Source organism: Streptomyces sp. NPDC001401, assembly GCF_042895385.1.
Taxonomy (GTDB): Bacteria; Actinomycetota; Actinomycetes; order Streptomycetales; family Streptomycetaceae; genus Streptomyces.
Genome location: NZ_JBIAWI010000009.1, coordinates 309261 through 333760, shown reverse-complemented (window position 1 = coordinate 333760; position 24500 = coordinate 309261). Strand labels below are relative to the sequence as shown.

The 24500-nt window shown below is 70.9% G+C and carries 25 protein-coding genes and 1 pseudogene; 14 read left to right on the top strand and 12 right to left on the bottom strand.

Annotation, left to right across the window (positions count from 1 at the left end):
• Positions 1–31: 31 nt before the first annotated feature.
• Both ACFY10_RS29135 and ACFY10_RS29130 read right to left on the bottom strand, forming a co-directional pair.
• On the bottom strand, positions 32–964 hold the full coding sequence (locus ACFY10_RS29135) for a CU044_5270 family protein (RefSeq protein ID WP_390668164.1): 933 nt from the start codon (positions 962–964) through the stop codon (positions 32–34).
• A complete protein-coding gene (locus ACFY10_RS29130; RefSeq protein ID WP_390668252.1) occupies positions 957–1592 on the bottom strand; it encodes an RNA polymerase sigma factor in 636 nt (211 codons plus the stop codon). The genes ACFY10_RS29135 and ACFY10_RS29130 overlap by 8 nt, the downstream gene beginning before the upstream one ends.
• A gap of 222 nt (positions 1593–1814) precedes the next feature.
• Here ACFY10_RS29130 and ACFY10_RS29125 point away from each other — a divergent pair, with 222 nt between their 5' ends.
• From ACFY10_RS29125 to ACFY10_RS29115, 3 genes are all read left to right on the top strand, one after another.
• Entirely contained in the window at positions 1815–3179 is a 1365-nt protein-coding gene (locus tag ACFY10_RS29125; RefSeq protein WP_390668163.1) for an FAD-dependent oxidoreductase, read from the top strand.
• Between the two features lie 166 nt (positions 3180–3345).
• The gene (locus ACFY10_RS29120; protein ID WP_390668162.1) at positions 3346–4509 is read left to right on the top strand and encodes an FAD-dependent oxidoreductase; all 1164 of its coding nucleotides are present in this window, start codon (positions 3346–3348) and stop codon (positions 4507–4509) included.
• A gap of 103 nt (positions 4510–4612) precedes the next feature.
• Positions 4613–5104 (top strand): lamin tail domain-containing protein, encoded by a 492-nt coding sequence (locus ACFY10_RS29115; RefSeq protein WP_390668161.1) that lies wholly within the window; start codon positions 4613–4615, stop codon positions 5102–5104.
• A 90-nt stretch (positions 5105–5194) separates the two neighbouring features.
• Here the strand turns inward: ACFY10_RS29115 and ACFY10_RS29110 are convergent, their stop codons facing one another.
• Both ACFY10_RS29110 and ACFY10_RS29105 read right to left on the bottom strand, forming a co-directional pair.
• Positions 5195–6196 carry a hypothetical protein gene (locus ACFY10_RS29110; RefSeq protein WP_390668160.1) on the bottom strand — a complete coding sequence of 334 codons (1002 nt, stop codon included), beginning with the start codon at positions 6194–6196 and terminating at the stop codon, positions 5195–5197.
• The gene (locus ACFY10_RS29105) at positions 6193–6573 is read right to left on the bottom strand and encodes a PadR family transcriptional regulator (protein ID WP_390668251.1); all 381 of its coding nucleotides are present in this window, start codon (positions 6571–6573) and stop codon (positions 6193–6195) included. Before ACFY10_RS29105 ends, ACFY10_RS29110 begins: the two co-directional genes overlap by 4 nt.
• 304 nt (positions 6574–6877) lie before the next feature.
• On the opposite strand from ACFY10_RS29105, the gene ACFY10_RS29100 reads away from it, so the two are divergent.
• The gene (locus ACFY10_RS29100) at positions 6878–8047 is read left to right on the top strand and encodes a hypothetical protein (RefSeq protein WP_390668159.1); all 1170 of its coding nucleotides are present in this window, start codon (positions 6878–6880) and stop codon (positions 8045–8047) included.
• Between the two features lie 89 nt (positions 8048–8136).
• Here ACFY10_RS29100 and ACFY10_RS29095 read toward each other — a convergent pair whose 3' ends face one another.
• Complete coding sequence (locus ACFY10_RS29095; protein WP_390668158.1) at positions 8137–9168, bottom strand: hypothetical protein; 1032 nt, start codon at positions 9166–9168, stop codon at positions 8137–8139.
• 240 nt (positions 9169–9408) lie between these two features.
• On the opposite strand from ACFY10_RS29095, the gene ACFY10_RS29090 reads away from it, so the two are divergent.
• From ACFY10_RS29090 to tgmB, 3 genes are all read left to right on the top strand, one after another.
• Complete coding sequence (locus ACFY10_RS29090; protein ID WP_390668157.1) at positions 9409–9699, top strand: YkvA family protein; 291 nt, start codon at positions 9409–9411, stop codon at positions 9697–9699.
• Positions 9700–9831: 132 nt separating this feature from the next.
• The gene (tgmA, locus tag ACFY10_RS29085) at positions 9832–10023 is read left to right on the top strand and encodes a putative ATP-grasp-modified RiPP (RefSeq protein WP_390668156.1); all 192 of its coding nucleotides are present in this window, start codon (positions 9832–9834) and stop codon (positions 10021–10023) included.
• Positions 10024–10040: 17 nt separating this feature from the next.
• Entirely contained in the window at positions 10041–11033 is a 993-nt protein-coding gene (tgmB, locus tag ACFY10_RS29080; RefSeq protein ID WP_390668155.1) for an ATP-grasp ribosomal peptide maturase, read from the top strand.
• A gap of 9 nt (positions 11034–11042) precedes the next feature.
• On the opposite strand, the gene ACFY10_RS29075 is transcribed toward tgmB, so the two are convergent.
• On the bottom strand, positions 11043–11258 hold the full coding sequence (locus tag ACFY10_RS29075; protein WP_390668250.1) for a hypothetical protein: 216 nt from the start codon (positions 11256–11258) through the stop codon (positions 11043–11045).
• Between the two features lie 244 nt (positions 11259–11502).
• The gene (locus tag ACFY10_RS29070) at positions 11503–11742 is read right to left on the bottom strand and encodes a DUF5133 domain-containing protein (RefSeq protein WP_390668154.1); all 240 of its coding nucleotides are present in this window, start codon (positions 11740–11742) and stop codon (positions 11503–11505) included.
• A gap of 169 nt (positions 11743–11911) precedes the next feature.
• Between ACFY10_RS29070 and ACFY10_RS29065 the strand changes: the two genes are divergently transcribed.
• On the top strand, positions 11912–12247 hold the full coding sequence (locus tag ACFY10_RS29065; protein WP_390668153.1) for a hypothetical protein: 336 nt from the start codon (positions 11912–11914) through the stop codon (positions 12245–12247).
• Positions 12248–12378: 131 nt separating this feature from the next.
• On the opposite strand, the gene ACFY10_RS29060 is transcribed toward ACFY10_RS29065, so the two are convergent.
• Positions 12379–13236 (bottom strand): aldo/keto reductase, encoded by an 858-nt coding sequence (locus ACFY10_RS29060; protein WP_390668152.1) that lies wholly within the window; start codon positions 13234–13236, stop codon positions 12379–12381.
• A gap of 260 nt (positions 13237–13496) precedes the next feature.
• On the opposite strand from ACFY10_RS29060, the gene ACFY10_RS29055 reads away from it, so the two are divergent.
• Complete coding sequence (locus ACFY10_RS29055) at positions 13497–14390, top strand: Gfo/Idh/MocA family protein (protein ID WP_390668151.1); 894 nt, start codon at positions 13497–13499, stop codon at positions 14388–14390.
• Between the two features lie 21 nt (positions 14391–14411).
• Here the strand turns inward: ACFY10_RS29055 and ACFY10_RS29050 are convergent.
• Positions 14412–14762: pseudogene (locus ACFY10_RS29050) on the bottom strand (hypothetical protein); the annotation flags it as partial.
• A 25-nt stretch (positions 14763–14787) separates the two neighbouring features.
• On the bottom strand, positions 14788–15117 hold the full coding sequence (locus ACFY10_RS29045; RefSeq protein ID WP_390668150.1) for a hypothetical protein: 330 nt from the start codon (positions 15115–15117) through the stop codon (positions 14788–14790).
• 109 nt (positions 15118–15226) lie between these two features.
• On the opposite strand from ACFY10_RS29045, the gene ACFY10_RS29040 reads away from it, so the two are divergent.
• Positions 15227–16339: a PP2C family protein-serine/threonine phosphatase gene (locus ACFY10_RS29040; RefSeq protein ID WP_390668149.1), complete on the top strand. Its 1113-nt coding sequence runs from the start codon at positions 15227–15229 to the stop codon at positions 16337–16339.
• On the opposite strand, the gene ACFY10_RS29035 is transcribed toward ACFY10_RS29040, so the two are convergent.
• Positions 16311–18572, bottom strand: coding sequence for an MMPL family transporter (locus tag ACFY10_RS29035; protein ID WP_390668148.1), 2262 nt, complete (start codon positions 18570–18572; stop codon positions 16311–16313). The genes ACFY10_RS29040 and ACFY10_RS29035 overlap by 29 nt on opposite strands.
• 163 nt (positions 18573–18735) lie before the next feature.
• Between ACFY10_RS29035 and ACFY10_RS29030 the strand changes: the two genes are divergently transcribed.
• A complete protein-coding gene (locus tag ACFY10_RS29030) occupies positions 18736–18942 on the top strand; it encodes a hypothetical protein (protein WP_123969739.1) in 207 nt (68 codons plus the stop codon).
• A gap of 45 nt (positions 18943–18987) precedes the next feature.
• Here the strand turns inward: ACFY10_RS29030 and ACFY10_RS29025 are convergent, their stop codons facing one another.
• The gene (locus tag ACFY10_RS29025) at positions 18988–20118 is read right to left on the bottom strand and encodes a sulfite oxidase (RefSeq protein ID WP_390668147.1); all 1131 of its coding nucleotides are present in this window, start codon (positions 20116–20118) and stop codon (positions 18988–18990) included.
• 248 nt (positions 20119–20366) lie between these two features.
• Here ACFY10_RS29025 and sthA point away from each other — a divergent pair, with 248 nt between their 5' ends.
• The 3 genes from sthA to ACFY10_RS29010 all read left to right on the top strand — a co-directional run bounded on the left by sthA (position 20367) and on the right by ACFY10_RS29010 (position 24486).
• The gene (gene sthA / locus ACFY10_RS29020; RefSeq protein ID WP_390668146.1) at positions 20367–21770 is read left to right on the top strand and encodes a Si-specific NAD(P)(+) transhydrogenase; all 1404 of its coding nucleotides are present in this window, start codon (positions 20367–20369) and stop codon (positions 21768–21770) included.
• A 272-nt stretch (positions 21771–22042) separates the two neighbouring features.
• On the top strand, positions 22043–23515 hold the full coding sequence (locus ACFY10_RS29015) for an APC family permease (RefSeq protein ID WP_390668145.1): 1473 nt from the start codon (positions 22043–22045) through the stop codon (positions 23513–23515).
• A gap of 11 nt (positions 23516–23526) precedes the next feature.
• A complete protein-coding gene (locus ACFY10_RS29010) occupies positions 23527–24486 on the top strand; it encodes a hypothetical protein (protein ID WP_390668144.1) in 960 nt (319 codons plus the stop codon).
• Positions 24487–24500 lie beyond the last annotated feature (14 nt).

The window sequence follows — 24500 nt, the reverse complement described above, 5'->3', positions numbered from 1 at the left end:
CCGCCCCCGCGCGGTACGGCAGCCCAGCGGCTCAGGGGCGCTGGCCGATGCGGTCCACGACGCCCAGCTCTTCCAGGCCTCGCATCTCGTGATACCAGGCGACCTGCCGCCACTCGCCGTGGACCTTCTTCGCGCTGCTTCCCTTCAGTCGCAGGCCCAGGTAGGCATAGGTCTTCGGGTCGAACACGAACGTGAAGGACGTCTCCGGGTACGAGAGAGCGATCCCGCGGCGGCCGAGGGCGTCCACCTCGTGGTAGTCGAGCCTGATGTCCGGCAGCTTCGCGACGGCCTCGAAGGTGGCGGCCTCCAGACCCGGCGGCATGACCCGTGGCCCCTGCATCAGCATGCAGGCGTTCATGAACGCCTGCATGTCAGCCTGCGGGGTGCTCTTCTGCTCCATCCTGAGCCACTTGAGGAGCTTGTCCGGGTCCGTCGGCCACTTCGCCAGCTTGGCGTACTCGGTCGGCGGCCACCTGACCTCGTGCTTGGTCAGCGGAGGATCGTTGTGGACCTTGCCGAACTCCTCGCGCCGGGAGGGCTTGGAGCCATCCACCGACATCCAGCTCTCGTCCGTCCAGGTCTTGACCCTCCCGTCCTTCACATAGGTCCGGGTGATGTAGGTCTTGGTGTAGAGGTACTGGTCGTTGCGCGGAATCGGCGTGTCGGCGCTGTCGGCCCGGGACCGGTCCGCCGCCTTGTGCAGCAGCTGCGCCGCGTTCAGCGTGGTCATCCGCGGGGCACCCGTGTCCCCGTCGCGCCGCGCGGCGACCACGACGCCTCCTGCGACCGCCGCCGCGGCGGTCCCGGCGACGGCGACCCTGAGCATCAGCCGCCGGGAAAGCGCACCCGAGCGACCCTCCTGGACGATGGCGTGCTGCAGCCGGACGCGGGCGGCGGAACGGGCGTCGTCGGTGAGCGGGGGCACGTCGGCCTCCAGCTCGCGTACCGCGGTGAGATCATCCACGATCGGTCTCCTCGATCTCCTCGTTCTCCTCGTGAAGGGCTGTGGGATCCGACCCGCCCAGTGCCTGACGCAACTTGGTCCGTGCCCGGTGCAGCCTCGAGCGCACGGTGCCCACGGGAACGTCCAGGGCCTCGGCGGCCTCCGTGTAGTCGAGATCGCCCCAGGCGATCAGCAGCAGCACGTCCCGGTGCCGGGCGGGCAACGCCGCCAGGGCGCCGGTCAGTTGGGCGCGGGAGCTCTCCGCGCTGACCTTGGCGGCCACCCGGTCCGCGAGCGGCTCGCCCTCGGCCGGCGAAGCGGTGGCGACGCGGGAGAGGGCCTTGAGCCGGCGGGCCTCCGCGCGCCGGTGCTGGCCGACCAGGTTGGTGACGATCCCGTACAGCCAGGGGCGTGCCTGCGGCCGCGACAGTTCGTAGCGCCGTCGCTGCTGGAAGGCGATCACGAACGTCTCGGCCATCAGGTCGTCGGCCGCCTCCGCGCCGAGCCGCCTGGCCGCGTACCGGTGGATGTCGTCGGCGTAGCGGTTGAAGAGCACCGCGAACGCGTCGGGCTCGTCCCAGGACCGCTCGATGACCGAGGCGTCGGAGACGCAGTCGTCGTCCGAGCCAAGGGCGGGATCAACTCCGATGCTCGGCAAGGCGGTCACTGTTCGCCTTTCAGGTTCATGGACTTCCCTCGAGGTCGCGGGCATTGTCGACTCCTGTTGGCCGATGCCCGCGTTCGAGTTCCCGTTCCCGGCTCATAAATTTGATTTATGAGCTAATAGACCGGACCCGCCTACCGACTTAGGCTTGCCTTAGCTTAGGCTTCCCGTTCGAGTCGCCTGTCATCGCTCGAAGGGAACCTGATCATGCCGCGCCCCCTGCGGGTAGCCATCGTCGGAGCCGGCCCCGCCGGGATCTACGCCGCCGACGCCCTGCTCAAGTCCGAGGTGGCCGCCGACCCCGGCGTGTCCATCGACCTCTTCGAGCGGATGCCCGCCCCGTTCGGCCTGATCCGCTACGGCGTCGCCCCCGACCACCCCCGCATCAAGGGCATCATCACGGCCCTGCACCAGGTGCTCGACAAGCCGCAGATCCGTCTCTTCGGCAACGTCGACTACCCGAACGACATCAGCCTGGACGACCTGCGCGCCTTCTACGACGCCGTGATCTTCTCGACGGGCGCGACGGCCGACCGCGAACTGCGCATACCCGGCATCGAACTCGACGGCTCCTACGGCGCCGCAGACTTCGTGTCCTGGTACGACGGCCACCCGGACGTTCCGCGCACCTGGCCGCTTCAGGCGGAGAAGGTCGCCGTGCTCGGCGTCGGCAACGTCGCGCTCGACGTGGCCCGCATCCTCGCCAAGACGGCGGACGAGCTGCTGCCGACGGAGATCCCGCCGAACGTCTACGACGGCCTGAAGGCCAACAAGGCGCTGGAGATCCACGTGTTCGGCCGCCGCGGCCCGGCACAGGCGAAGTTCTCCCCGATGGAGCTGCGGGAGCTGGACCACTCCCCCAACATCGAGGTCATCGTCGACCCCGAGGACATCGACTACGACGCGGGCTCGATCGAGACCCGGCGCGGCAACAAGCAGGCCGACATGGTCGCCAAGACCCTGGAGAACTGGGCGATCCGCGACGTCGGCGACCGCCCGCACAAACTGTTCCTGCACTTCTTCGAGTCGCCCACCGAGGTCCTCGGCGAGGACGGCAGGGTCGTCGGCCTGCGCACCGAGCGCACCGCCCTCGACGGCACCGGCAACGTCAAGGGCACCGGCGAGTTCAAGGACTGGGACGTCACCGCGGTCTACCGCGCGGTCGGCTACCTCTCCGACAAGCTCCCCAAGCTCCCCTGGGACATCGACTCCGGCACGGTCCCGGACGAGGGCGGCCGGGTCGTCCAGGAGTCCGGCGAGCACCTGCAGTCCACGTACGTCACCGGCTGGATCCGGCGCGGCCCGGTGGGCCTGATCGGCCACACCAAGGGCGACGCCAATGAGACGGTGGCCAACCTGCTGGACGACCACGCGAACGGCCGTCTGCAGACGCCGGGTTCACCCGAGCCCGAGGCCGTGGACGCGTTCCTCGCCGAGCGCGGCGTCCGCTTCACCACCTGGGAGGGCTGGTACAAGCTGGACGCGGCGGAGAAGGCACTGGGCGAGCCGCAGGGCCGTGAGCGCGTGAAGATCGTCGAGCGCGCGGACATGCTCGGGGCGAGCGGCGCCTGACCTGGACGAACGCCGGTCGTGCCACGCCGCCGAGGCCCCGTGGGACGACCGGCGTCGTCATCGCTGAGAGATCGTCGGCTCTGCACGGAACCCGTGGTGTCGCTCAGGCGTTCCCCCCTGTGTGCGTGCGACCGCGGGGGCCGCACGGATCCGAGCGGGGTGGGGCGTGGCGCGAGTACTGGTCATCGGCGGCGGAATAGCCGGCACCGCGACGGCTCTGGCCCTGCGCAAGGCGGGCTTCGAGGTCACCGTGCACGAGGCGCATCCCGGCTCGGCCGAGGACCTGGGCGCGTTCCTCACCCTCGCGAGCAACGGCATGCGCGCCCTGGCACAGATCGACGCCTCTGCCGCGGTCACTGCAGTCGGCTTCCCGCTGACCTCGATGCGGGTCCTGGACGACGCGGGCGCCGAGCTGGCACAAGTCCCCCTCGGCGAAGCCGCCGACCCCCTCCTGCAGTACCGCTGCCTGCGCCGCGGCGACCTCAACACGGCCCTGCAGGCGGAGGCCGCACGCCGGGGCATCGTCATCCGGCACGGCGCGCGGCTCACCTCCGTCGAGGACGGCCGCGGCAGCATCACCGCGCACTTCACCGACGACAGCACCGCCACCGGCGACCTGCTGATCGGCGCCGACGGTCTGAACTCCAAGGTCCGCCACCGGATCGCCCCGGACACCCAGCCGTGCTACGCCGGCCAGCGAGTCTTCTACGGCTACACCGGCGCCGCAGCGCGGTCCGAACCGGACGCACGCATCACCATGGTGCGCGGCAGCACCGCCGCCTTCGGCTACACCGTCTCGCCCGACGGGGAGACGTACTGGTTCGCGCGCGTGGCCGGCGAGCCACTGCCCGCCGACGAGATCGCGGACGCCACACCCGCCGCATGGCGTGATCTGCTCGTTCCGCTGCTGCGCAAGGACGCCACGCCCGCCGCGGACATCGTCGCGGCCACCGGCGACGACGTCATGGTCACCAACGCCACCGAGATACCCGCCGGCACACCCTGGCGCTCCGGCCGGACGCTGCTCATCGGCGACGCGGCCCACGCCGCCTCCCCCGCGACCGGGCAGGGCGCATCGATGGCCCTGGAGGACGCCGTCGTCCTCGCGAAGTCCCTGCGCGACGCACCGGACACCGAGACCGCGCTCTCCCGCTACGAGGAACTGCGCCGCCCACGCGTCGAGCACAACATCACGGTCAGCGGCAACATCTCGCGCGGTGTCCACGCACCGTCCCCCGCCGCCCGGGGCACGGCCGCGTCCCGGCCCGGGGACGACGAGCTCGTCCGGCTCCTGGAGTGGGACACCGACGTCTGGACCCGCTCGGGGTAACCCCGGGCGGCGTACGCCCATTTCGGCGAAATCGGCCCCCAAATCCCCCCGGTTGTATACGCTCCAGATCCTTCACCGGAAATCCACAACAGGGGGGATTTACATGCGTATGCGCTCTGTCGCCGCCATAGCCGCCGCGGGCACGCTCGCCGTGCTGGCCGCCGTCCCGGCCCACGCCACCGAGTACCGCTCCGCGCTGAAGATCAAGGGCATCCAGTACGACGCGCCCGGCCGCGACTCCAACAACTGCACCACCGGGAACACGGACGAGGAATACCTGACCATCAAGAACTACTCGTCCGGCACGACCGTGAACCTCAAGGGTTACGTGGTGAAGGACAAGGCCGGCAACAAGTTCACCTTCAGCCGCAACCACTACCTGCAGCCCGGCGACTATGTGAAGCTCCGCGGCGGCCACGGCACCGACTCCGACAGAAACAACGTCGTCTACCGCAACAACTGCAACTTCATGTGGAACAACGACAAGGACACGATCTACGTGTACAAGCCGTCCGGCAGCGGCGCCGATTCGCACGCCTACACCAAGAGCGGCAACGACCCCGACGGCAACGGCTACATCACGTTCCACGGGTGACGACGGCCGACCGCGAGAGCAGGACGCGCCGGACGGCCGCCCAAGGCTGAACAGCGCCGGGCCAAGGCGCGACCGTATCGCCCGCGCGGGTCAGCGCGCGGCGAGGTCGCGCCTGGCCACGACCGCCAGCACCACCGTCAGCAGCGCGAGCGCGGCCGTCTGGCCGAGCGCCCCGCCGAGGTAGACGGCGGGGAGGGGGACGCCGAGCCAGGGATACAGCGCGGCGACCCGCACCACCAGGAGCAACAGGCCGAGCGCGGCCAGGGCGAGGGCGGCGCAGGCGGCGCTCCGGTCCGTACGGTGCCTGCGCAGCAGGAGCCAGCCGAGGGCGCCGACGACGAAGCTCGTGGCCGGTGCCCAGGCCGCATCCGCCATGGCCGGCAGCACCACGAGGGACGCACCCATCACCACACTGCAGGCCGCAAAGGCGAGGCCGGGCGAGCCGAGGGGCAGCTCCGCCGCCGGGGCGTCGCGGTGGTAGGCGGCACACAGGGCGAGCGCCGGCAGCCAGGCGAGCAGCGCAGTGGAGGTGGCGAACCAGGGGTCGGAAGGCGTCAGTTCACTCACCATCGGCCCGATGAACGGCCACAGCGTGGGCAGCGCGGCGAGCAGCACTGACGCCCGGGCAAGGCGCCGGCGGTCGTGCAGGAGCGCAAAGAAGGCGACCGTCCACAGCAGCGGCAGCGTCCACGTTGCTGCCTCGACGACGCCGTGCAGCACTCCGCGGCCGGTGAATCCCGACACGAACATGTCCCAGTCGCGCGGGCCGTGGGTCGAGGACCAGGTCAGGGTCAGCACCCGATCGACGACCGCGGCGGCAGCCTGCAGCAGCACGGCGAACAGGGCGAAGTTGCGGACGGCCGATCCGAGCAGGACGTACGGCCGTGGCGCCCCGGTGGCGGCCAACCTGCTGCGCACGGCGAGGGCTGCGACGCTCGCCACCTCGCCCAGCGTGGGCCTGCTCTGGTCCTGGGTCTCCCGGTCGAGGTCCCACAGGTACACCTCGACCATCTCCTCCTCCCGGTCGCGCCGGTAGTAGGCGGGGAGCAGGCGCAGCACGGTGCGGTAGCGCGTCTCGAGCAGCGTCGTCATGCCAGGCCTCCTGCGAGTCCGGGGCCTGCGGTGGGACCGGTGACCGGCTTCGCGGCCGCTCCGGGTGTCTTGCGCCCCTCGGCGATGCGCTCCTTGGCGGCGCTGGCGCCCGCCGCCATGCGCTCCGCCTCCGCGTCGAGGGCATGCATCCCCTCGTCCGTGAGGCGGTAGTAACGCCGCAGCCGGCCCTCGTGCACCTCCTCGCGGTCCAGCACGATCAGCCGGTCCGCGGTGAGCCTGTCCAGCACGCCGTACAAGGTGCCGACGCGCAACTGCACTGCGCCGTCGGACAGATCCTCGACCTCCCGCAGAATCCCGTAGCCGTGCCGGGGCTGGTCGGCCAGGGCGGTGAGGACGAAGAACGCCGCCTGAGTCATGTTCCTCGATGCCATGCAGCCATGATATCTCGGATTCCGATATATAGCGCATCGCCGAGTCACACGGGCGTGGCAAGGCGCGAACAGGACCCGCCCCTAAGCGGATGGTGGGCGGGCCCTGTTCGCGGGCGCCATTGTGGCGGGCCCGGTGCGCCGGGGATACGGGTGAACCGGGTCTCCTGGAGTGGACCGCACGCACCCCGAGTGCGCCGCGCACCTCCCGCGCGACCACCCCCGGGCGAACGCCGCCGACGCGCGGTGACGATACTGGTGTATGCACGTGCCCCCACCCTCAGATGGACTCATGCGCACTTCCCCCTCCGTCCGCCCGACCCCGTCCCCCGCCCTGTGGCTGGCCCGCGGCCGCCATACCGGACCCGATGCCGAAGACGTCGTGCGCCGGACGCTGCACCGGCTCAAGGACGACGGGACCATCGACGACCATCTCGAGGTGTCTGTCTCCGAGGCAGCCGCGAGCAGTTCGGACGCCGTCTTCGAGGCGCGGTGGACGGTCGCCGACTCGGTGACCGTGCGGGCCCGGCTGGTCCTGGTGCGCGACGCGGAGCCCGGCGTGGAGTGGGTGCTGGCCGCGGAGGCGGAACGCCCCTGGGACCTCGGGTGGCCGTCCCCCGCCACCATGTTCTGGCCCGACGGACCGGATGCGTCCTGGGACCACCAGCCCGTCACGGGGCTGCGCTTCCGGAAGGTCAACCGCCTTCCCGAGGACGACAAGGACATCCGGCGCCTGCTCCGCAACTCCGTGCGCGGAGGCTGGAACATCAACGTCGTCGTGCACGAGGCGATGACACCCGACGAACATGGCCGGCTGCCGATCGGCCCGCTGCTGCCGCCGAGCCTGCGGCATCGCGTGGTGGAGCACCGTGCCGCACCGGACCAGCTGCGCATCGTGAACCGGGCCCTGCGCGAGTTCGGAGTGCAGGTCCCGCGCGGCGGTGCCGTCCTGCTGCCTCCGACACCGGCCCCGCAAGGCTTCGAAGCGGACGACTTCTCCGTACGCACCGTCTTCCTCGACGGCTCACGGCCGGCGGAACTCGTCGACACCCTGGCCCGTTTCGCCGCGCTGCCGCTTGCGCTGCCGGACGGTGCCGAGGGGGTGGTCACCGCGCTGCGGGACGACTGGCAGTTGATGACGCTCGAGGAGGAACTCGCCCGCGCACGCGGCCTCGTGGCCATGTACGCCGAGGCGCTCGAGGCCATGACCAAGTCCCGGGATCTGTACCGCGAGGCCGCCGAGCGCGCGCACGAGGCGCTGGCCGTCTACCGCGACAACGGCGACACCGTGCCCGCCCGGCCGCAGCCGCCCGCCACGCCCCAGGGCTCCCCGTTCCAGCAGCTGACCCGAAGGCTGGAGCGCCTGAAGGACACCGCCAAGGCCCTGCGCCCCGCGTCGGCCGGGGACGGCGGACGGGGGACGGAGGGCGCGGGTGAGCGGCCGGACGAGTCCGGCCGCTGAGACCCCCGTTCACAGACTCTGCAGCGCCCGCGGCGCGCAGTACCGCGGGCGCTGGACCGTGACGGCCCCGATGTCGGGGAGCCGGCGCATCAGTCCGGCCGGCTCGCCGTGGCCAGCGGGCGGGATGGTGGGGTCATGGCCGGGGGGTGCGCGGTGACGCGCAGGACCAGGGCGGTCAGGGCCGTCAGTGCCGCACACACGGCGGCCAGGCCCGCGAGCCAGCTCGGCGCGAGCGTGAGGTCGAACGCCTGGGACAGCCACGAAGAGTGGAACCAGCCCCGGTACAACTCGGCCGCGGCAAGCAGCGCCGGTACCACGACAGCGAGCGCCAGGGCGGCCGGGCCGGGCCGCAGGGTCACCCGTACGGCCAGCAGGGCGTACAGGGCCGACACCGCGACGCCTGAGACGTAGACGGGAACGGGCTCGCCGGACTGGTACATCGGGAACCAGAGCACCGCACACAGGAAGAGTGCGGCCGCGACGAGCAGGCCCGGCCACGGCGGACGCTCGGGGGGACGCTCCGGCGCTCGGGCGGGACGCCCCAGCGTGGCGCCGACACCGTAGGAGGGCAGGGTCAGGGGAGGGGGCGGCGGGACAGCCCGGTCCGGGCCCCACTCCTCGTCGCTGTGCAGCCGGGCCTGGGGCCACGCCTCCGGTGGGGTGACGCGGGCTGCGCGGTCTTCGCTCAGCCGGCCGATGAGTTCCACGAGGTCCTCGACGGACCGAGTCGAGGCGGCCGCCCGTGCTGCCTGCTCCCCGCAGTGGTGCTCCTTCGACGTCTGGTGAAGCAGCGCCATCAGCCGTGTCACTTCCTCCACGGGACGGTTCTCGACCGCCGCGCGGATTGTTTCATCCGCACTGGCGGCGTCGCGCGGCGGGCTGGTGAGCAGGGCGACCAGACGGGTGACGTCCTCGACGGAGCGGTCCGTGCCGATCGCGCGCAGCGCCTCGATGGTGGAATTCGCGTACTGCGGGGACCGCTCCAGCATGGTGATGAGGTTGGCGACCTCCTCCACGGGCCGGTCGTTGACGGCGGCGTGCACCAGGGCGCTGAACGGGTCGTCGTGCGCGGCAGCTATCGGGCGTTCGTTGGGTTGGGGTGATGAAGAGCGAATGCTCATGACGCTCCTGGATGGATAGATGGAATTGTTCGCCACTCTCGCGTCCCGCGACGCGTTTCACGACATTGCGGTGCAGTTGCCATTACTAGGGGCAGGTTCCGGCCCGTGCCACTCGGGTGGGCCGCAGGTATGAGCCCCCTGCGTGCTTCTGACGGGGCGACGGGGGACACGTACGAACGCCGGATGCGGGAATGCGAAAAAAAGGGGCGCGCCGTTCGGCACGCCGGATGGAGGAGGACCGTGAAATGGACCACAACGGTGATCGTGGTCGCCGTTGCCCTCGCGGCACTCGCCCTCACCGTGGCCGTCGCCCTCCTGGTGCGACTGGTGCGGGCGCGGCGCGACCTCAGGCGTGCCGGGCTGCCGACCGGGCCGCGCTGGATTTTCTGGGGTGCCGTCCTGTACTTCCTGCTGCCGACCGACCTGCTGCCCGACCCGGTCTACCTGGACGACATCGGCGTCCTTCTCCTCGCTCTGCGCAGTATGCGCGGCTCTCTCGACGGGCCGAATCGTCACGAATCCTCCCTGTGATTACGCAGAGTAGGGAAACCAATCACTCGTTCGATTCGTATAAGTGACTGGAAGGGCAATGCAGTCGGCGGACCGGGCGGCGCCGCGGGGAGCGGACCGCCGGGTCGGTGCTGCACTGACGAGGGAGACACGATGCAACCGTTCGCGCTCAACTACGCACGTCCGGCGGTGGAGTTGGAAGCCACGACTCCGTATGTCTACGACTCCGGGCTGCAGTTGAACGTGCTCATGGACGGCCGGGTCGCCGCCGGCGACCTCGCGCTGCTCAGTCAGTTGGGGACCACGACGTCCACCGCGGGCTCCAAGACACACTTCGACGACTGAACGCGGAACCGCCGACTATGACCGTGCTGATCCTGACCTGTGAAGAGGACGTGACCGCCGACATGGTGGTCGTGCACCTGAACGCGTCCGGGGTCCCGGTGGTCCGCCTGGACCCCGCCGACCTGCCGGGCGGTGTCGCGCTGTCCGGTGAGTACGTGCACGGCCGCTTCCGCGGCCATCTCCAGTCCGCGGGCCGCCTGGTGAGCATCGCCGGGCTGCGGTCGGTCTGGGTGCGCAGGCCGGGGGCTGCGGCCGCGCGGGCGGCCGAGCCCTCCGCGTGGCTGGCCGAGGAGTCCGCCCAGGCGCTCTACGGCATGCTGCGGGGCTCGGACGCCCGCTGGATGAACCACCCCGACGCGGCCCGTCGGGCCCGCCACAAGCCGTGGCAGCTCCGGCTCGCCCAGCGCTGCGGGCTGCCCGTGCCGGCCACTTTGATCACGACGTTCCCGCAGGCGGCCCGGGAGTTCGCCGACCGTTATCCGGATCTGGTGGTCAAGCCGGTCTCCGGGGCGCATCCGCAGGATCCGCCCCGGGCGGTGCCGACCAGCCGGGTCGCGCCGGACACGGACTTCTCCGCGGTGGCATTCGGGCCCACGCTGTTGCAGCGGCGAGTCGGCAAGCGGGCCGACATACGGCTGACCGCGGTGGGCGAGCGTCTGCTGGCGGCCCGCAAGGCGGCTGCCGACGATGCGGATCCCGACGATCCCGGTTCGGTGGACGTGCGCTTCGCCTCGTCCGGCATACCGTGGCGTGCGACCGACGTCCCGCCGCGCATCGCCGACGCCGTCCGCTCGTATCTGCGTGAGGCCGAACTGGCCTACGGCGCCTTCGACTTCGCCGAGGACGCCGACGGGACGTGGTGGTTCCTGGAGTGCAATCAGTCGGGGCAGTTCGGCTTCGTCGAGGTGGAGACGGGTCTGCCGATCGCCCGGACCATCGCGGAGTGGCTGGCCGATCCCGGGCCGGAGCCGCAGACACGAGTCAACGGCTCCAGCACCACGGTGTGTTGAGGGCGGCGGTCAGTGGGGCAGCGAGCCGGGCAGCAGCGCGGTCCGCTGCCACCCCGCCCCCGGGGCGGCCTGGCGCTCGGGGGAGGGCACGGCGCCGAAGGACTGCAGCGGCCGCATGGCGTACTCCAGTTCCCGGCTCACGCGCTCGGCCTCCCGGCGAGCCTGAGTGGGGACGTCGCCGCGCTCGGCGACGAGTCGGTCGTAGATCGGGGAATCCTGGAACACCAACGCGCCTTTCGTGTGGTGGCCCATGCGCATGGGCACGGCTGTCGAGTGTATGCGCCCCGGGATACCTGGGTGTGAATTCTCCAGGAGCACTTGACGCCGGCACGGCGGTGTGGCCGGCCGACGGCCACTGCGGTGTCTGTGCGTCATGCCCCTCGAACGTGAGGGCGGGCAGCCTCAGTTCACCGTGGACGAGCAGTCGGCGGTTCCAAGAGCGGTCGCATCTGCTGAAGCCGTCGCCGCGTCAGACGGCCAGCGACAGGCCGCCGTCCCCGCCTGCGGTCCGCCGCGAGGCGATCAGCAGGGCGTCCGCCTTCGCGATCGCGTCCTCGACGCTCGAGGCTTCCATCGTGGCGCACAGCGCGCGGCTCACATCCGCCAACTCCCGTGCCGTCTGCGGCTTCTCACGCTCCGCCTGCGCGATGCGCAGCGACGCGTATCTGGTGAGCAACGTTCTGACGACCTTCGGGTCCGGAACGAGCACGAAGCGCCCCTCTCTTTGTTTGCGCCTCGCATTCCCGAGCAGGCCCGGACCATTCGCATCTTCCGCGCCCAGGGTCTCAATTGACGCAAAACCGCCGTCCGACCCGATTCCCAGCGCGCCGCGAGGCGTTGAACAGAGGGTAACCCCCTCAGCACGAACGGTGAAGCCCATGAACCGCTCCGGCCGCCTCCTCTGCACCCTCTACCTCACCACCAGCGCCGAACTGGCCTGGACCACGGTCCTCGAATTCCTCCACGGCCCCCGGTGGGCCGCATGTCTGTTCGCCGCGGCGAGCCTGGTCCCGGTCATCGCCGTCGTCCGCGAGACCCTGATCCGCGACCTGCGCAGGTCCGCCGCCGCGGCGCGCCACCCCGCGCGCACGGCCGCCGACGAGATCGTGCGCGGGGAGCTGAACGCCGCGTGCTGCGAACGGTGGTGGACGAGCCTCGGCATTCACCACGACTCGACCTGCCCGCACGGGATGCGGCGCAGCAGCGCCGCCTGACTTCGGTGAGCGGGAGGCGGCAGCGGGGCGGTCACGTGCAGTTGCGTGTACGCCCCGCCGCCGAGCAGGAGTTCCTCGTACGTCCCGGTCTCCGGGATGCGGCCGGTACGCCGTGGTGACGGTGTGTCGTGTCAGACGGCGTCGAGCTGCGCGAGTTCCTCGGCGGCGAGCTCGAGTTCCGTCGCGGCGAGGGAGTCGAGGATGGTCTCCGGGCGGCTGGAGCCGGGGATGGGTACGACCACCGGCGACTTGGCGAGCATCCAGGCCAGGCACACCCGCTGCGGGCTCACCCCGTGGGCCTCGGCGATCCGAGCGAACGGCGCGTAGGCGGACCCCAGTTCACGGGCCCGGGAGATGCCGCCGAGCGGACTCCAGGGCAGGAACGCGATGCCGAGTTCGTCGCAGAGCTCCAGTTCCGGCTCACTGGAGCGGAAGGCCGGCGAGAACTGGTTCTGGACGGAGACCAGCCGGCCACCGAGGATCTCGTTCGCCTGCCTGATCTGGTCGGGGTTCGCGTTGGAGATGCCCGCCAGGCGGATCTTGCCCTCGTCCAGCAGGTCCCGGACCGCACCGACGGACTCGGCGTACGGCACCCGCGGGTCGGGGCGGTGGAACTGGTACAGCCCGATCGCCTCCACACCGAGCCGCCGCAGGGACGCCTCACAGGCCTCCTTGAGGTGGCGGGGGCTGCCGTCGAGGGTCCAGCTGCCGTCGCCGGGGCGCAGATGGCCGCCCTTGGTGGCGACCAGGACGTCCCGGCCGCGGTCGTGGGAGGCGAGGGCCTTGGCGATCAGGGTCTCGTTGTGGCCGACCTCGTGGGCGTCCCGGTGGTAGGCGTCCGCTGTGTCGATCAGGGTCACGCCCGCGTCGAGGGCGGCGTGGATCGTGGCGAGGGAGCGCGCCTCGTCCGGCCGTCCCTCGATCGACATGGGCATCCCGCCCAGGCCGATCGCGCTTACTTCGATGTCACCGATGCGGCGGGTGTGCATGTGCTCGTGCCCTCTTCCGGTTGTCGCACGGGACCGACTGGCGTTCGGCCCACCGCACATGGAGTACGGCGATGCCGGAACGCACTCCAGCGTGACCCGCGCACGGGCCGGAGGTCCAATAGAGGAAAGAGAACGCATTCAGCAGCCGCGCAACTGAATCGCCGCGTCCGCCGAACCTGCTTGCGCGGTCGCCCGGTCGGTGTGCGACGCTCGCTGGCGACCGACCGTCACAAGGGGCGGCGGAGTGGAGAGGCGGCGGCATGCGCACAGGACTTCTCGGTACCGGCCCCTGGGCGGGGATGGCGCACGCCCCCGCCCTGCACGAGCACGGCGGGCTGGAGTTCGTCGGGGTGTGGGGCCGCCGTACGGAGGCCGCGAAGCAACTCGCCGACCAGTTCGGAACGCGTGCCTACGACGACGTCGACGCGCTGTTCGCCGATGTGGACGCGGTCGCGGTCGCCCTGCCTCCGGCCGTGCAGGCGGAACTCGCTGTGCGGGCGGCACGGGCGGGCTGCCATCTGCTGCTGGACAAACCCCTCGCCACGACGGTCGAGCTGGGGCGGACCGTGGTGGATGCGGTCCAGGAGGCCGGGGTCGCCTCGGTCGTCTTCTTCACCAGCCGCTTCCTGCCCGAGACCGAGGCATGGATCACCGAACAGTCAGGGGTGGGGGGCTGGTTCACCGCGCACGCCCAGTGGCTCGGGGCGCTGTTCGGCGGTGACAGCGACAGCCCGTTCGCAGACTCGCCGTGGCGGCGGGAGAAGGGCGCACTGTGGGACGTGGGTCCTCATGCCCTGTCCGTGCTGCTGCCGGTCCTCGGTGACGCCCGGCGTGTGGCAGCCGCGGCGCCCGGCCCCGGGGACACGGTCCAACTGGTCCTCGACCATGTCGGCGGCGCGTCGAGCACCCTGACGCTCAGTCTGTCGGCCCCGTCCGCGGCGGCGGGCGCCGCTGTCGAACTCCGGGGCGAGGCAGGGGTGTCGGTGCTGCCGGAGAGCTCCGAGGGAGCTGTCGCCGCGCTCGTGCGTGCCGCCGACGCGCTGCTCTCCGCCGCCCGTACCGGACGGCCGCACGCGTGCGACGCCGCCTTCGGGCAGCGGGTCACCGAGATCCTCGTCGAGGCCCAGGACCTGCTGGACGGTGCCTCCGGCTGACGCGGCGTCACCGTCCGTCCGCACCAGGTGCTGATAACGCACCGTGCGGGCCAGGAAGCGGTCCATCAGCGCCCGTTCCAGCCACACCGCTGCCGTATGCGGGACGTCCAGCCCGGCGACGCGGACGGCCAGAGCGCCGAGCCCTCCAGGACCAGGCCCGGACCGGCCCCGGCCTGGGCCGCATGGGTCGCTGTCACCGTGCGGATGCGGGGCCACAGCCGTTCGTAGTGGCTCCCGCTGCGGGCTTCTCCAGGGCCTCCCGGGGTGGCGGGCCAGCCCGTCCGTCGACAGATACCCGAACCCTAGACGCTCCGCCACCGCTCGCCCGACCGTCGACTTCCCCACGTCCGACGTCCCCCCGATCAGCACCACCCGCGCGCCGGGCGCCCCCGCACCCCTACGCACGCTCGAACGGTTCGTCGCTCCAGCGGAACCAGGCCCGGTCGCCCTCGATGTGCAGCAGGAATTCGGGAACGGGTCCGTCCGGCGACGACAGGGACACACGTCCTGTGATCTCGTCGTAGGCCGCTTCCCACTCCTCCCAGTGTTCTTCGTCGTCCCGCTCCATCAGGGCGAGTTCACGGGCGAACAGATCCCGGACCGCCGCGAAGGCCGGACCGGCGGTGAAACGGCCGGACAGCCACGGAAAGTCGGCGTCGTCGATCAGGATCTCCCCGACCGGCTCCTCGCCGGTGCGCACCTGCCAGACCTCGCCCTCGAACCCCACGCCGCATCCCCCTTCAGCCACCGCCGATCACGCCATTGATCAGGATGCCACCCGGCACTGACAGTCTGCCCGGCGTGCGGGAGGCGTCCCGCCGTAGGAGCGTGGTGCTGTGGGAAAGGTGCACCTCCTGTCACCGCGGCGACAGGACCACGACCGGCGGGGCTGGCTGCGGGGCGCGCCACCGCCCCCTCTGGTGCGGGTGCTCCCGTTCTGCCTGATCGCGGGCGTCTGTGCGGCCACCCTGGCCAGTGACGAACCCCTCGACATCGGTTTTCTGCTGGGCGCCATCCCGCCGCTGGCGGTCCTCTCGTACGGGCCGCTGATGACCGCGGTCCTCGGGGGTGCCGTCGTCGCCGTGCTCAACATCCCGGCCTTCCAGCTCAACCACCCGGGCAACACGGACCTGTTGACGATCTCCTTCGTCTCCGTGCTGAGTGTGTTCGTGGCCTATGTGCGCAGCCGCCGCGACGCCCAGCTGGATCTGGAGCGCACGGTCGCCGAGGCCGCGCAGCGCGCCGTCGTCCCCGAGCTGCCCGAGCGGGTCGGCCCGGTCCGCTGCGTCGGCCTGTACCGGGCCGCGCAGCGCGGCACGCTGGTGGGCGGCGACTTCTTCGACGTACGCGAGGGGCCGCACGGCGTGCGGGCGGTGATGGGCGACGTCCAGGGGCACGGGCTGTCGGCAGTCGCCACGGTCGCCTCCCTGCTCGGGGCCTTCCGGGAGGCGGTGCTGGACCAGCCGGACCTGGAGTCGGTCGCCGCCCGGCTCGACCGCAGGCTGGAGGTGGATTCGGCGTCGTCCCGGTATGCCGAACTGTTCGCGACCGCCGTACTGCTGGAGTTCGCACCGGACGCCCGGTCGGTACGGATGGTGTCCTGCGGACATCCGGCGCCCGTGCTGCTGCGCGGCCGGCAGGCCACCGAGATCGAGCTCGCCGCGTGGACGCCGCTCGGCCTGGGCCTGTCCGACGGCGGCCCGCACGCCGGGCTCACGCTGCGGCTGGAGCCCGGCCACAGCCTGTTCCTGGCCTCGGACGGCGTGAGCGAGGCCCGGGACTCCTCCGGCACCTTCTACCCGCTGACCGACCGCCTGGCCGCGCTGGCCGACGACGACCCGGCCGTGCTCGCCGGCCGGGTCTGGGCGGATCTCGTACGGTACTGCCCTGCTGTTGCCGACGACGTGACGATGCTCGTCCTCACGCCCGCGTCACCGGGCGTCGGCTGACGTCCGACGCGGGGCTCTCCACCTGGTCGCCCTCGGCGTCGATGTGCGGCAGGATCCGGTCGAGCCAGCGCGGCGTCCACCAGGCGCGCGGCCCCAGCAGCGTCATCACGGCCGGCACCATCAGCAGCCGTACGACGGTCGCGTCGATCAGCACGCTCACGGCGAGCCCCAGGCCGAGCATCTTGACCACGATGTTGTCGCTGACGATGAAGGCCGCGAAGACGCTCACCATGATCAGAGCGGCGCAGGTGATGACCCGTGCGGTGATCTCCAGGGCGTGGGCGACCGAGGCCTTTGCGTCCCCGGTGCGCAGCCAGGCCTCGTGGACGCGGGAGAGCAGGAAGATCTCGTAGTCCATGCTCAGGCCGAAGATGATCGCGAACATCATCATCGGCACATAGCTCTCGATGGGCACCTTGCCGTTGACGCCGAGCGCGGGCCCGCCCCAGCCCCACTGGAAGACGGCCACCACGACGCCGTACGAGGCGCCGATCGACAGCACGTTGAGGACGGCCGCCTTGACCGCGACGAGCAGGCCGCGGAAGACCGCGAGGATGATCAGGAAGGCGAGGCCGACCACGACGCCGATGATCAGGGGCAGCCGGCTCGCGACGATGTCACGGAAGTCGACCTGGGACGCCGTGGTGCCGGTGACGTAACCCTTGGCGGATGTGCCGGAGACCGCGTCGGGGAGGGTGTGGTGGACCAGGCGGTTGCTCAGGTCGGTTGTGGTGGCGCTCTGCGGTGACTGTTTCGAGTAGACCGTGCTGATCAGGACGTCCCCGTCCTGGGTGGGCGTCAGCGCTGTGACCGTGGCGGCGCCGGCCACGCCGTTGAGGGTCTTCTGCGCCTGCGCGGACAGGGAGGAGCGCTGCGTGGACGGTACGGAGGTCTGGTCGATGACGACGGTGAGCGGGCCGTTGGAGCCGGGGCCGAACGCGTTCGTCATCAGGTCGTACGCCCGCCGGTCGGTGAAGGAGGTGGGGTCGGCGCCGTCGCCGATGTGGCCGAGCTGGAGGGAGAGCACCGGGATGGCGAGGACGACGACGGTCACGACGCCCGCGGTCAGGAACTGCCAGGGCCGCCGCTCGACCCGCTGCGCGTAGCGGTGCCAGGTGCCCGTGGGTGCGGCGCCGGGGGCGGCGTCGGTCTCGGCGACGGGGCGCCGTACGTGGTAGCGGTCGATGCGTTTGCCGACGAGTCCGAGCAGGGCCGGGACCAGCGTCAGCGCGCCGATGACCGCCGAGACGACCGTCACGGCGGCGGCGAGGCCGAGTTTCGCGATGAAGGACACGCCGGATACGGACAGCCCGGCGAGGGCGATGATCACGGTGCAGCCGGAGACGAGGACGGCCCGTCCGCTGGTGGCGGTGGCGTGGCCGGCCGAGCGGACCGGGTCGGCGCCGTTCATGAGGTTCTGCCGGTGCCGGGTGAGCTGGAACAGGGCGTAGTCGATGCCGACACCGAGCCCGATCATCGTGGCCAGGGTCGGCGAGACGGTCGCGAAGGTGAACGCCGCGGCGAGCAGCCCCAGGCAGGCGAGCCCGCCGATCACGCTGATCAGCGCGGTCAGCAGGGGGACGCCGGCGGCGATCACACTGCCGAAGCCGATCAGCAGAACGACGATTGCGACGCCGAAGCCGATGAGTTCGCTCACCCGGTCGTCGGCGGCGGGCCGGGCCAGTTCGCCGAGCGGTCCGCCGTACTCGACCTGCGCGCCCGCCGAGCGCAGCGGCTGGACGGCCTTGTCCACGCCGTTCAGGTAGTTGTCGCCCAGGGTCGAGGGCTGCACGTTGAAGCGGACCGTGATGTAGCCCGTCTTCTCGTCGGAGGCGAGGGGGCCGACCTTCGAGGGCGGGACGGACAGCGGGTTCTGGGCCGACAGGACGTGCGGCAGTTTCTGCAGGTCGCCGACCGTGGTGGACATCTGCGAGCTCAGCGCGGTCAGGGATTTCTGTCCGTCGTGCAGGACGATCTGGCTGCCGTAGCCGCCCGCCGCGGGATCATGCTCTTTCAGGACATCCAGGCCCTGCTGGGACTGCACTCCGGGCAGTGAGAAGTTGTCGGAGTACTCCCCGCCGAAGTTGCGGTTCAGGGTCTGCAGCGCCACGAGCGCCACCAGCCAGGCCACCATGACGATCACGAAATGCCTGGCGCACCACTCCCCCAGCCGTCGCAGTACCCCTCCGCTGACAGCCCCCGCGCCCCCAGCATCCTTGCGGGTCGGTGACATGGCCTCGGTCTTCTCTGCCGGTCGAGACGGTCGTTGACTTTCATTAGACGCCCGTCCTGTCACTCCGGCATCTCGGGTCGCTTGCGTGCGCTTCCGGATGCACGCCGGGCTCCCGCGATGAATGGTGTTAGCAGTAGCGATCCGGACTCGAGGAGCAGAGATCATGCCGACGTCACAGCCCGACGTGTCCGGGCCGTCCGAGGACCGCGTCACCCCGGACGACCTGCTCCACACCCGTACCGGCACCGATGTGTCGCCTGAGGACCTCGTCCTTGCCACGGGCAGGGACATCACCCCGCGCAACCTCGAATGGGCCAGGCGCAAGCTGGAGACGGAGGGCCCCGCCGCCCTGGAGAAACTGCTGCCGTAGAGCCGTGCCTGTTCCCGTACGCCCGCCTGGAGATCCGGTGCCGGTTCAGTCCGTGTCGCCGGGCTCCAGGCACAGCACCGGCACCCGCTGGACGAGGTTGTTGGTGAAGCCGCCGCGGTTCCAGTGCTGGTCCAGCGGCTGGGTGTGTCCTTCGGCGTCGGTGGCCCGCGCGCTCAGCACATGCTCGCCCGGGGTCGCCGTCCAGTCGAAGTGCCAGCGGCGCCACGCCCACCGGCGCCCGCCGTCGGCCTCCAGTTGGGCGTCGTGCCAGGTGCGCCCCGCGTCCGTGCTCACCTCGGCCCGCGCGAGCGGTGCCCGTCCCGACCAGGCGCGGCCCTCCAGCGTCACCGGGCCCGGCCGCACCACGCGGGAGCGTGACATGAAGTCCGGGAAGCCGGGCGGGATCAGCAGGGCGCGCGGCTCGATCCGGGTGACCGGCTCGCCCTCGTCGCCGGAGTCCTGCCTCAGCCGGTAGGCCACGCTCTGCTGGAAACCGGTGAACGGCGCGTCGGCGACGGTGATTTCGCGGAGCCACTTCACATGGGCCATCCCGTACCAGCCGGGCACGATCAGGCGCAGCGGTCGGCCGTGCTGGGGTGGCAGTGGGGCACCGTTCATCGCGTAGACCACCAGTACCTCGGGCTCGGTGCCGGTCGCCACGTCCACCGGCAGGGACCGCTGGTAGTCCTGTTCGACGCCGCGTTCCACGCCATGGTCGGCGCCGGTGAAGACCACGTCGACGGCGTCGGGCTCCACTCCGGCCTCGGCGAGCAGCAGCCGCAGTGGTACGCCCGTCCACTCGGCGGTGCCGACCGCCTCGACGAGCCAGGGCTGGCTGACCGGACGAGGGGTCAGCAGGGCCCGGCCGTTGCCCGCGCACTCCATGGTCACGCGCGTGGTGACCTGGGGGAAGGCCCGCAGTTCGGCCAGGTCCAGCTGCAGCGGACGGCGGACCCGGCCCCCGACGGTCAGCGGCCAGAGCATGTCGTCGGGGACGTACGGGATGTCGTAGTGCGTCAGCAGGTAGTGCAGGCCCGGCGGGGTGACGTCGTGGCGCAGCGCCTCGAGCGGCAGACCGTGGTTGCGGGTGGCGAGCGCCAGTTCGTCCCGGCCGATGCCCTCGTCGGGGGCGGCCAGCCGGGCGGGTGTGCTCGCATCGGCGAGTCGATGGCCCATGCCGGCATTATGCTCCGCTGGTTGTGCCGATGTGCGGCGCCGCGGGGGCGCGATATGTGCCGTCGGTTGTCTGCGGCGCCGTCGTGGCTGGTCGCGCAGTTCCCCGCGCCCCTTCCGGGGCGCGGCTGCCGGCGGGCTCCTTCGTGCGGCACAGGACGGCAATTGCCAGGTCCCCCCGGTGACTTCGTGTGCGATCGTTGCCCGTTCAGTCTTTCGAAGCGGGGGCCGGGGCTGACAGACTCCTGAAGGTGCCCGACTTCGACATGCTTGTCATTGGATCCGGCCCGGGTGGCCAGAAGGCCGCCATCGCCGCGGCCAAGCTCGGCCGCCGGGTCGCCGTCGTCGACCGCCCCGACATGGTCGGCGGGGTCTCCATCCACACCGGCACCATCCCCTCCAAGACCCTGCGCGAGGCGGTGCTGTACCTGACCGGTCTCACCCAGCGCGATCTGTACGGGCAGAGCTACCGGCTGAAGGAGGACATCACCGTCTCCGACCTGACCTCGCGCACCCAGCACGTGGTCGGCCGGGAGGTCGACGTCATCCGCAGCCAGCTCTCCCGCAACCACGTCTCCCTCTTCGCCGGCACCGGCAGTTTCGTCGATCCCCACACCATCGCGCTGCGCGAGGTCACCGGTCACGAACGGCTGCTCAGCGCGGAGCACATCATCATCGCCACCGGTACCCGGCCGGCTCGGCCCGACAGCGTCGAGTTCGACGGCCGTACGATCATGGACTCCGACAACGTGCTGGAGCTGGAACGCGTCCCGCGCTCCATGGTCATCGTCGGCGCCGGCGTCATCGGCATGGAGTACGCCTCCATGTTCGCCGCGCTCGGCAGCAAGGTGACGGTCGTGGAGAAGCGTGCCGGGATGCTGGACATGTGCGACGTCGAGGTCATCGAGTCGCTCAAGTACCACCTGCGGGACCTCGCCGTGACGTTCCGGTTCGGCGAGACCGTCGCCGCCGTGGAGCGGCATCCACGCGGCACGCTCACCATCCTCGAGAGCGGCAAGAAGATACCGGCCGACGCCGTGATGTACTCGGCGGGCCGGCAGGGCCTGACCGACGAACTCGACCTGGACAAGGCCGGACTGTCCGCAGACAGGCGCGGCCGGATCACCGTCGACGAGCACTACCGCACCGAGGTGCCGCACATCTACGCCGTCGGCGACGTCATCGGCTTCCCGGCGCTGGCCGCGACGTCGATGGAACAGGGGCGGTCGGCCGCCTACCACGCCTTGGGCGAGCCGGTCGGCCAGATGCACAACCTGCAGCCCATCGGCATCTACACCATCCCGGAGATCAGTTTCGTCGGCCGGACCGAGGACCAACTCACCGAGGACTGCGTGCCGTTCGAGGTCGGCATCTCCCGCTACCGCGAACTGGCCCGTGGCCAGATCATCGGCGACTCGCACGGCATGCTGAAACTGCTGGTCTCCCCCGAGGACCGCACGCTGCTCGGCGTGCACTGCTTCGGTACCGGCGCCACCGAACTCATCCATATCGGCCAGTCGGTGATGGGCTGCGGCGGAACCGTCGACTACCTGGTCGACGCGGTCTTCAACTACCCGACGCTGGCGGAGTCCTACAAGGTCGCCGCCCTCGACGCCACGAACAAGCTCCGGCAGATCGACCGGATCGGCGACTGACCGCCCGCCTCCACAGGGGAGCTCACCGGCCGCAGCCGGGAGGTTACCCCCTGGTCAACTTGAAAGCTCAAAGTCTGGGGCTATCATCACTCGCACACACGGCGTGACCGTCCGGCAACGCACCGGCCGGGCGGTATCCGTCGCGCCTTTTCGCCGCCCCTGACCCGAGGCCAACCCTCTTCCGTCCGGGGCGGGTTCACCACCCCCCACCTCCCCCTACGCCGTCGGGGCGGGTCGCCCTCGCGTCGTGCAAGACGGAAAGCAGCGCAACCATGAGCAACAGCAGGGGCAGAGGGCTGCAGGCCAATGCCCTCGGTACGTTCGACACCGTGGTGATGGCCGTCGCGGGCAGCGCTCCGGCGTACTCGATCGCCTCGACCACCGCGGTCCTCGTCGGCGCGGTGGGCCTGGCCAGCCCGGCCGCGCTGCTGTACTGCGCGATACCCATGCTGGGCATCGCGCTGGCCTTCTCCTACCTCGGCCGTATCGACGTGAACGCGGGGGCCAGTTACTCCTGGGTGGGGCGCACGCTCCATCCCTTTCTCGGGTTCATCAGCGGCTGGGCGCTGGTGATCTCCGCGACCATCTTCATGGTGGCCGGCTCGCTGCCCGCCGGGGCGATGACGCTGGCCCTGTTCGACGACGGCCTCGCCGACAACACCGCACTGTCGACGGTGGTCGGCGCGGCCTGGTTCGTCGTCATGCTGCTCGTGGTGCTGGGCGGCGCCCGCCTCACCGTCCGCGCCCAGCTCGTCATGTCCGGCGTCGAGCTCACGATCCTGGCGCTTTTCGCGGTGCTCGCCGTCTTCCACACCGGGGGCGCCCGCCCGTTCGACTGGTCCTGGCTCGGCTTCTCCCACTTCGACGGGGTGTCAGGCTTCGCGTCGGGCGCGCTCGTCGCCGCGTTCTACTACTGGGGCTGGGACGTCACCAGCAACCTCAGCGAGGAGACCCGCAACAGCCGTCGTACGACGGGACTCGCCGGCCTGATCGGGGTGGGCATCGTCTTCCTGCTCTTCGAGGTCTTCACCATCGCGGTGAACGTCATCCTGTCGTCGAAGCAGATCGAGGCGAACGACGCGAACGTGCTGGGCGCGCTCGGCGAGGAGATCTGGCCGGGCTGGGGCGGCAAACTGCTCGTCGTGTCGGTGATGCTGTCGACCATCGCCACCCTGGAGACCACCCTCATCCAGGTCACGCGCTCCCTGTTCGCGATGGGCCGCGACCGTACGATGCCCTCCGCGCTCGGCCGGGTGCACCGCACATGGAACACCCCGTGGGTGGCCATCACGGTGGTGGGCGCAGTCGCGCTGGCGATGTTCATCGCCTCCAACGCGCTCGGCTCGGTGGGCGACATCCTCTCCGACGCGATCCTGGCGATCGGCCTGCAGATCGCCGTGTACTACGGCCTCGCGGGCCTCGCGGTGGTCGTGGCGTACCGCAAGATGCTGCTGAAGTCGCCCGCCAACTTCCTGCTCGGCGGGCTGTGGCCGCTGTTCGGCGCCCTGTTCATGTTCTGGATCTTCGCCGAATCACTGAGCGAGCTCGACACCGCGGTGATCGCGATCGGCATCGGCGGGCTCGCCGTCGGGCTGGTCCCGATGCTCTGGTACTGGAGGCAGGGCAGCGACTACTACCGGCCTGCCCGCCTGGACGCCAGCCGCACCGTCGAGACAGAGTACGTCCCCGACGGCGTGCCGGCCGCGAACTCCCGTGTCCACGAAGGTCTCTCCACCGACTTCTGAGGCAGACCCCGATGGCGAGAGACCGATTCGCTCCCGACTACGACCCCGATTGCGGCGACGCGCCCCTGACCAACGCACGCCACGACATCGTCATCGGCCGCTGGCAGGGCCTGAGGGACCTGCTGCGGGCCACCGGCCCGGACTGGCTCGCGCGCGGCCACCGGGTCCGGCTGCTCGCTCAGGCCTGCGCGAGCAGTTCGACCGTCGAGTCGTGGCTGGCGGCCGAACCCCACAGCGGTGACGCGCTGGTGCTGCGGGCGGCGACGGAGACGGCCCGCGCGTTCAACCTGGCCATCGCCGCCGGCCGGGGCGTGCCGATCGACCAACACCGCATCGACACCGCGGTCACGGCGTGCCTGCAGGCCGCGGAGGCCTACCTGGACGACCCCACGCCGTGGATCTCCCTGATCTCGGTGGCCCGGCTGTACTCCTCGGGGGTGCGCCGGCAGGAACTGTCGCGCTGGTGGGACGAGCTGCACCAACGCGACCCGTACAGCGTGGAGGGCCACCTCCAGATCCTCCACTACTACTCGGCACGCTGGCACGGCACCCACGGCCTCATGTACGACTTCGCCCGCGACGCCGCCGGAGTGGCACCCGCGGGCTGCGCACTGCCGGTTCTGGTGCAGTACGCGCGGATGGAGGAGTACCGCTACGCCCTCGACGCCGCGAAGGGCAGCCAGTCCGCGGTGGGCCTCGGGCAGCACTGGAACCACGACGGCGCCGTCAGCGACGTACGCCGCACCTGGCAGCGCTGGATCATGGGCCGCCCGGACAACGGCATCGCTCCCGGCGAACTGCGCGACCTCAACTACCTGGCACACGCCGCCTGCAACGCGCACGTTCCGGACATCGCCGCCGCCCTGCTGCGGATGCTGGGGCGCCGGGCCACCCGAACTCCCTGGTCCTACACGGGAGATCCGGACCAGCAGTTCGTCAAGTGGCGCAAGGAGCTGAAGCTGCGGGGATGACTGGGCGGCCCGCG

What these genes read in the sequence shown, in the direction of transcription:
- ACFY10_RS29125 (WP_390668163.1), top strand. Translation starts at nt 1,815, where the DNA reads ATGCCGCGCCCCCTGCGGGTAGCCATCGTCGGAGCCGGCCCCGCCGGG.
- ACFY10_RS29115 (WP_390668161.1), top strand. Translation starts at nt 4,613, where the DNA reads ATGCGTATGCGCTCTGTCGCCGCCATAGCCGCCGCGGGCACGCTCGCC.
- ACFY10_RS29110 (WP_390668160.1), bottom strand. Translation starts at nt 6,196, where the DNA reads ATGACGACGCTGCTCGAGACGCGCTACCGCACCGTGCTGCGCCTGCTC.
- ACFY10_RS29105 (WP_390668251.1), bottom strand. Translation starts at nt 6,573, where the DNA reads ATGACTCAGGCGGCGTTCTTCGTCCTCACCGCCCTGGCCGACCAGCCC.
- ACFY10_RS29100 (WP_390668159.1), top strand. Translation starts at nt 6,878, where the DNA reads ATGCGCACTTCCCCCTCCGTCCGCCCGACCCCGTCCCCCGCCCTGTGG.
- ACFY10_RS29095 (WP_390668158.1), bottom strand. Translation starts at nt 9,168, where the DNA reads ATGAGCATTCGCTCTTCATCACCCCAACCCAACGAACGCCCGATAGCT.
- tgmA (WP_390668156.1), top strand. Translation starts at nt 9,832, where the DNA reads ATGCAACCGTTCGCGCTCAACTACGCACGTCCGGCGGTGGAGTTGGAA.
- tgmB (WP_390668155.1), top strand. Translation starts at nt 10,041, where the DNA reads ATGACCGTGCTGATCCTGACCTGTGAAGAGGACGTGACCGCCGACATG.
- ACFY10_RS29065 (WP_390668153.1), top strand. Translation starts at nt 11,912, where the DNA reads ATGAACCGCTCCGGCCGCCTCCTCTGCACCCTCTACCTCACCACCAGC.
- ACFY10_RS29060 (WP_390668152.1), bottom strand. Translation starts at nt 13,236, where the DNA reads ATGCACACCCGCCGCATCGGTGACATCGAAGTAAGCGCGATCGGCCTG.
- ACFY10_RS29055 (WP_390668151.1), top strand. Translation starts at nt 13,497, where the DNA reads ATGCGCACAGGACTTCTCGGTACCGGCCCCTGGGCGGGGATGGCGCAC.
- ACFY10_RS29035 (WP_390668148.1), bottom strand. Translation starts at nt 18,572, where the DNA reads ATGTCACCGACCCGCAAGGATGCTGGGGGCGCGGGGGCTGTCAGCGGA.
- ACFY10_RS29030 (WP_123969739.1), top strand. Translation starts at nt 18,736, where the DNA reads ATGCCGACGTCACAGCCCGACGTGTCCGGGCCGTCCGAGGACCGCGTC.
- ACFY10_RS29025 (WP_390668147.1), bottom strand. Translation starts at nt 20,118, where the DNA reads ATGGGCCATCGACTCGCCGATGCGAGCACACCCGCCCGGCTGGCCGCC.
- ACFY10_RS29015 (WP_390668145.1), top strand. Translation starts at nt 22,043, where the DNA reads ATGAGCAACAGCAGGGGCAGAGGGCTGCAGGCCAATGCCCTCGGTACG.
- ACFY10_RS29010 (WP_390668144.1), top strand. Translation starts at nt 23,527, where the DNA reads ATGGCGAGAGACCGATTCGCTCCCGACTACGACCCCGATTGCGGCGAC.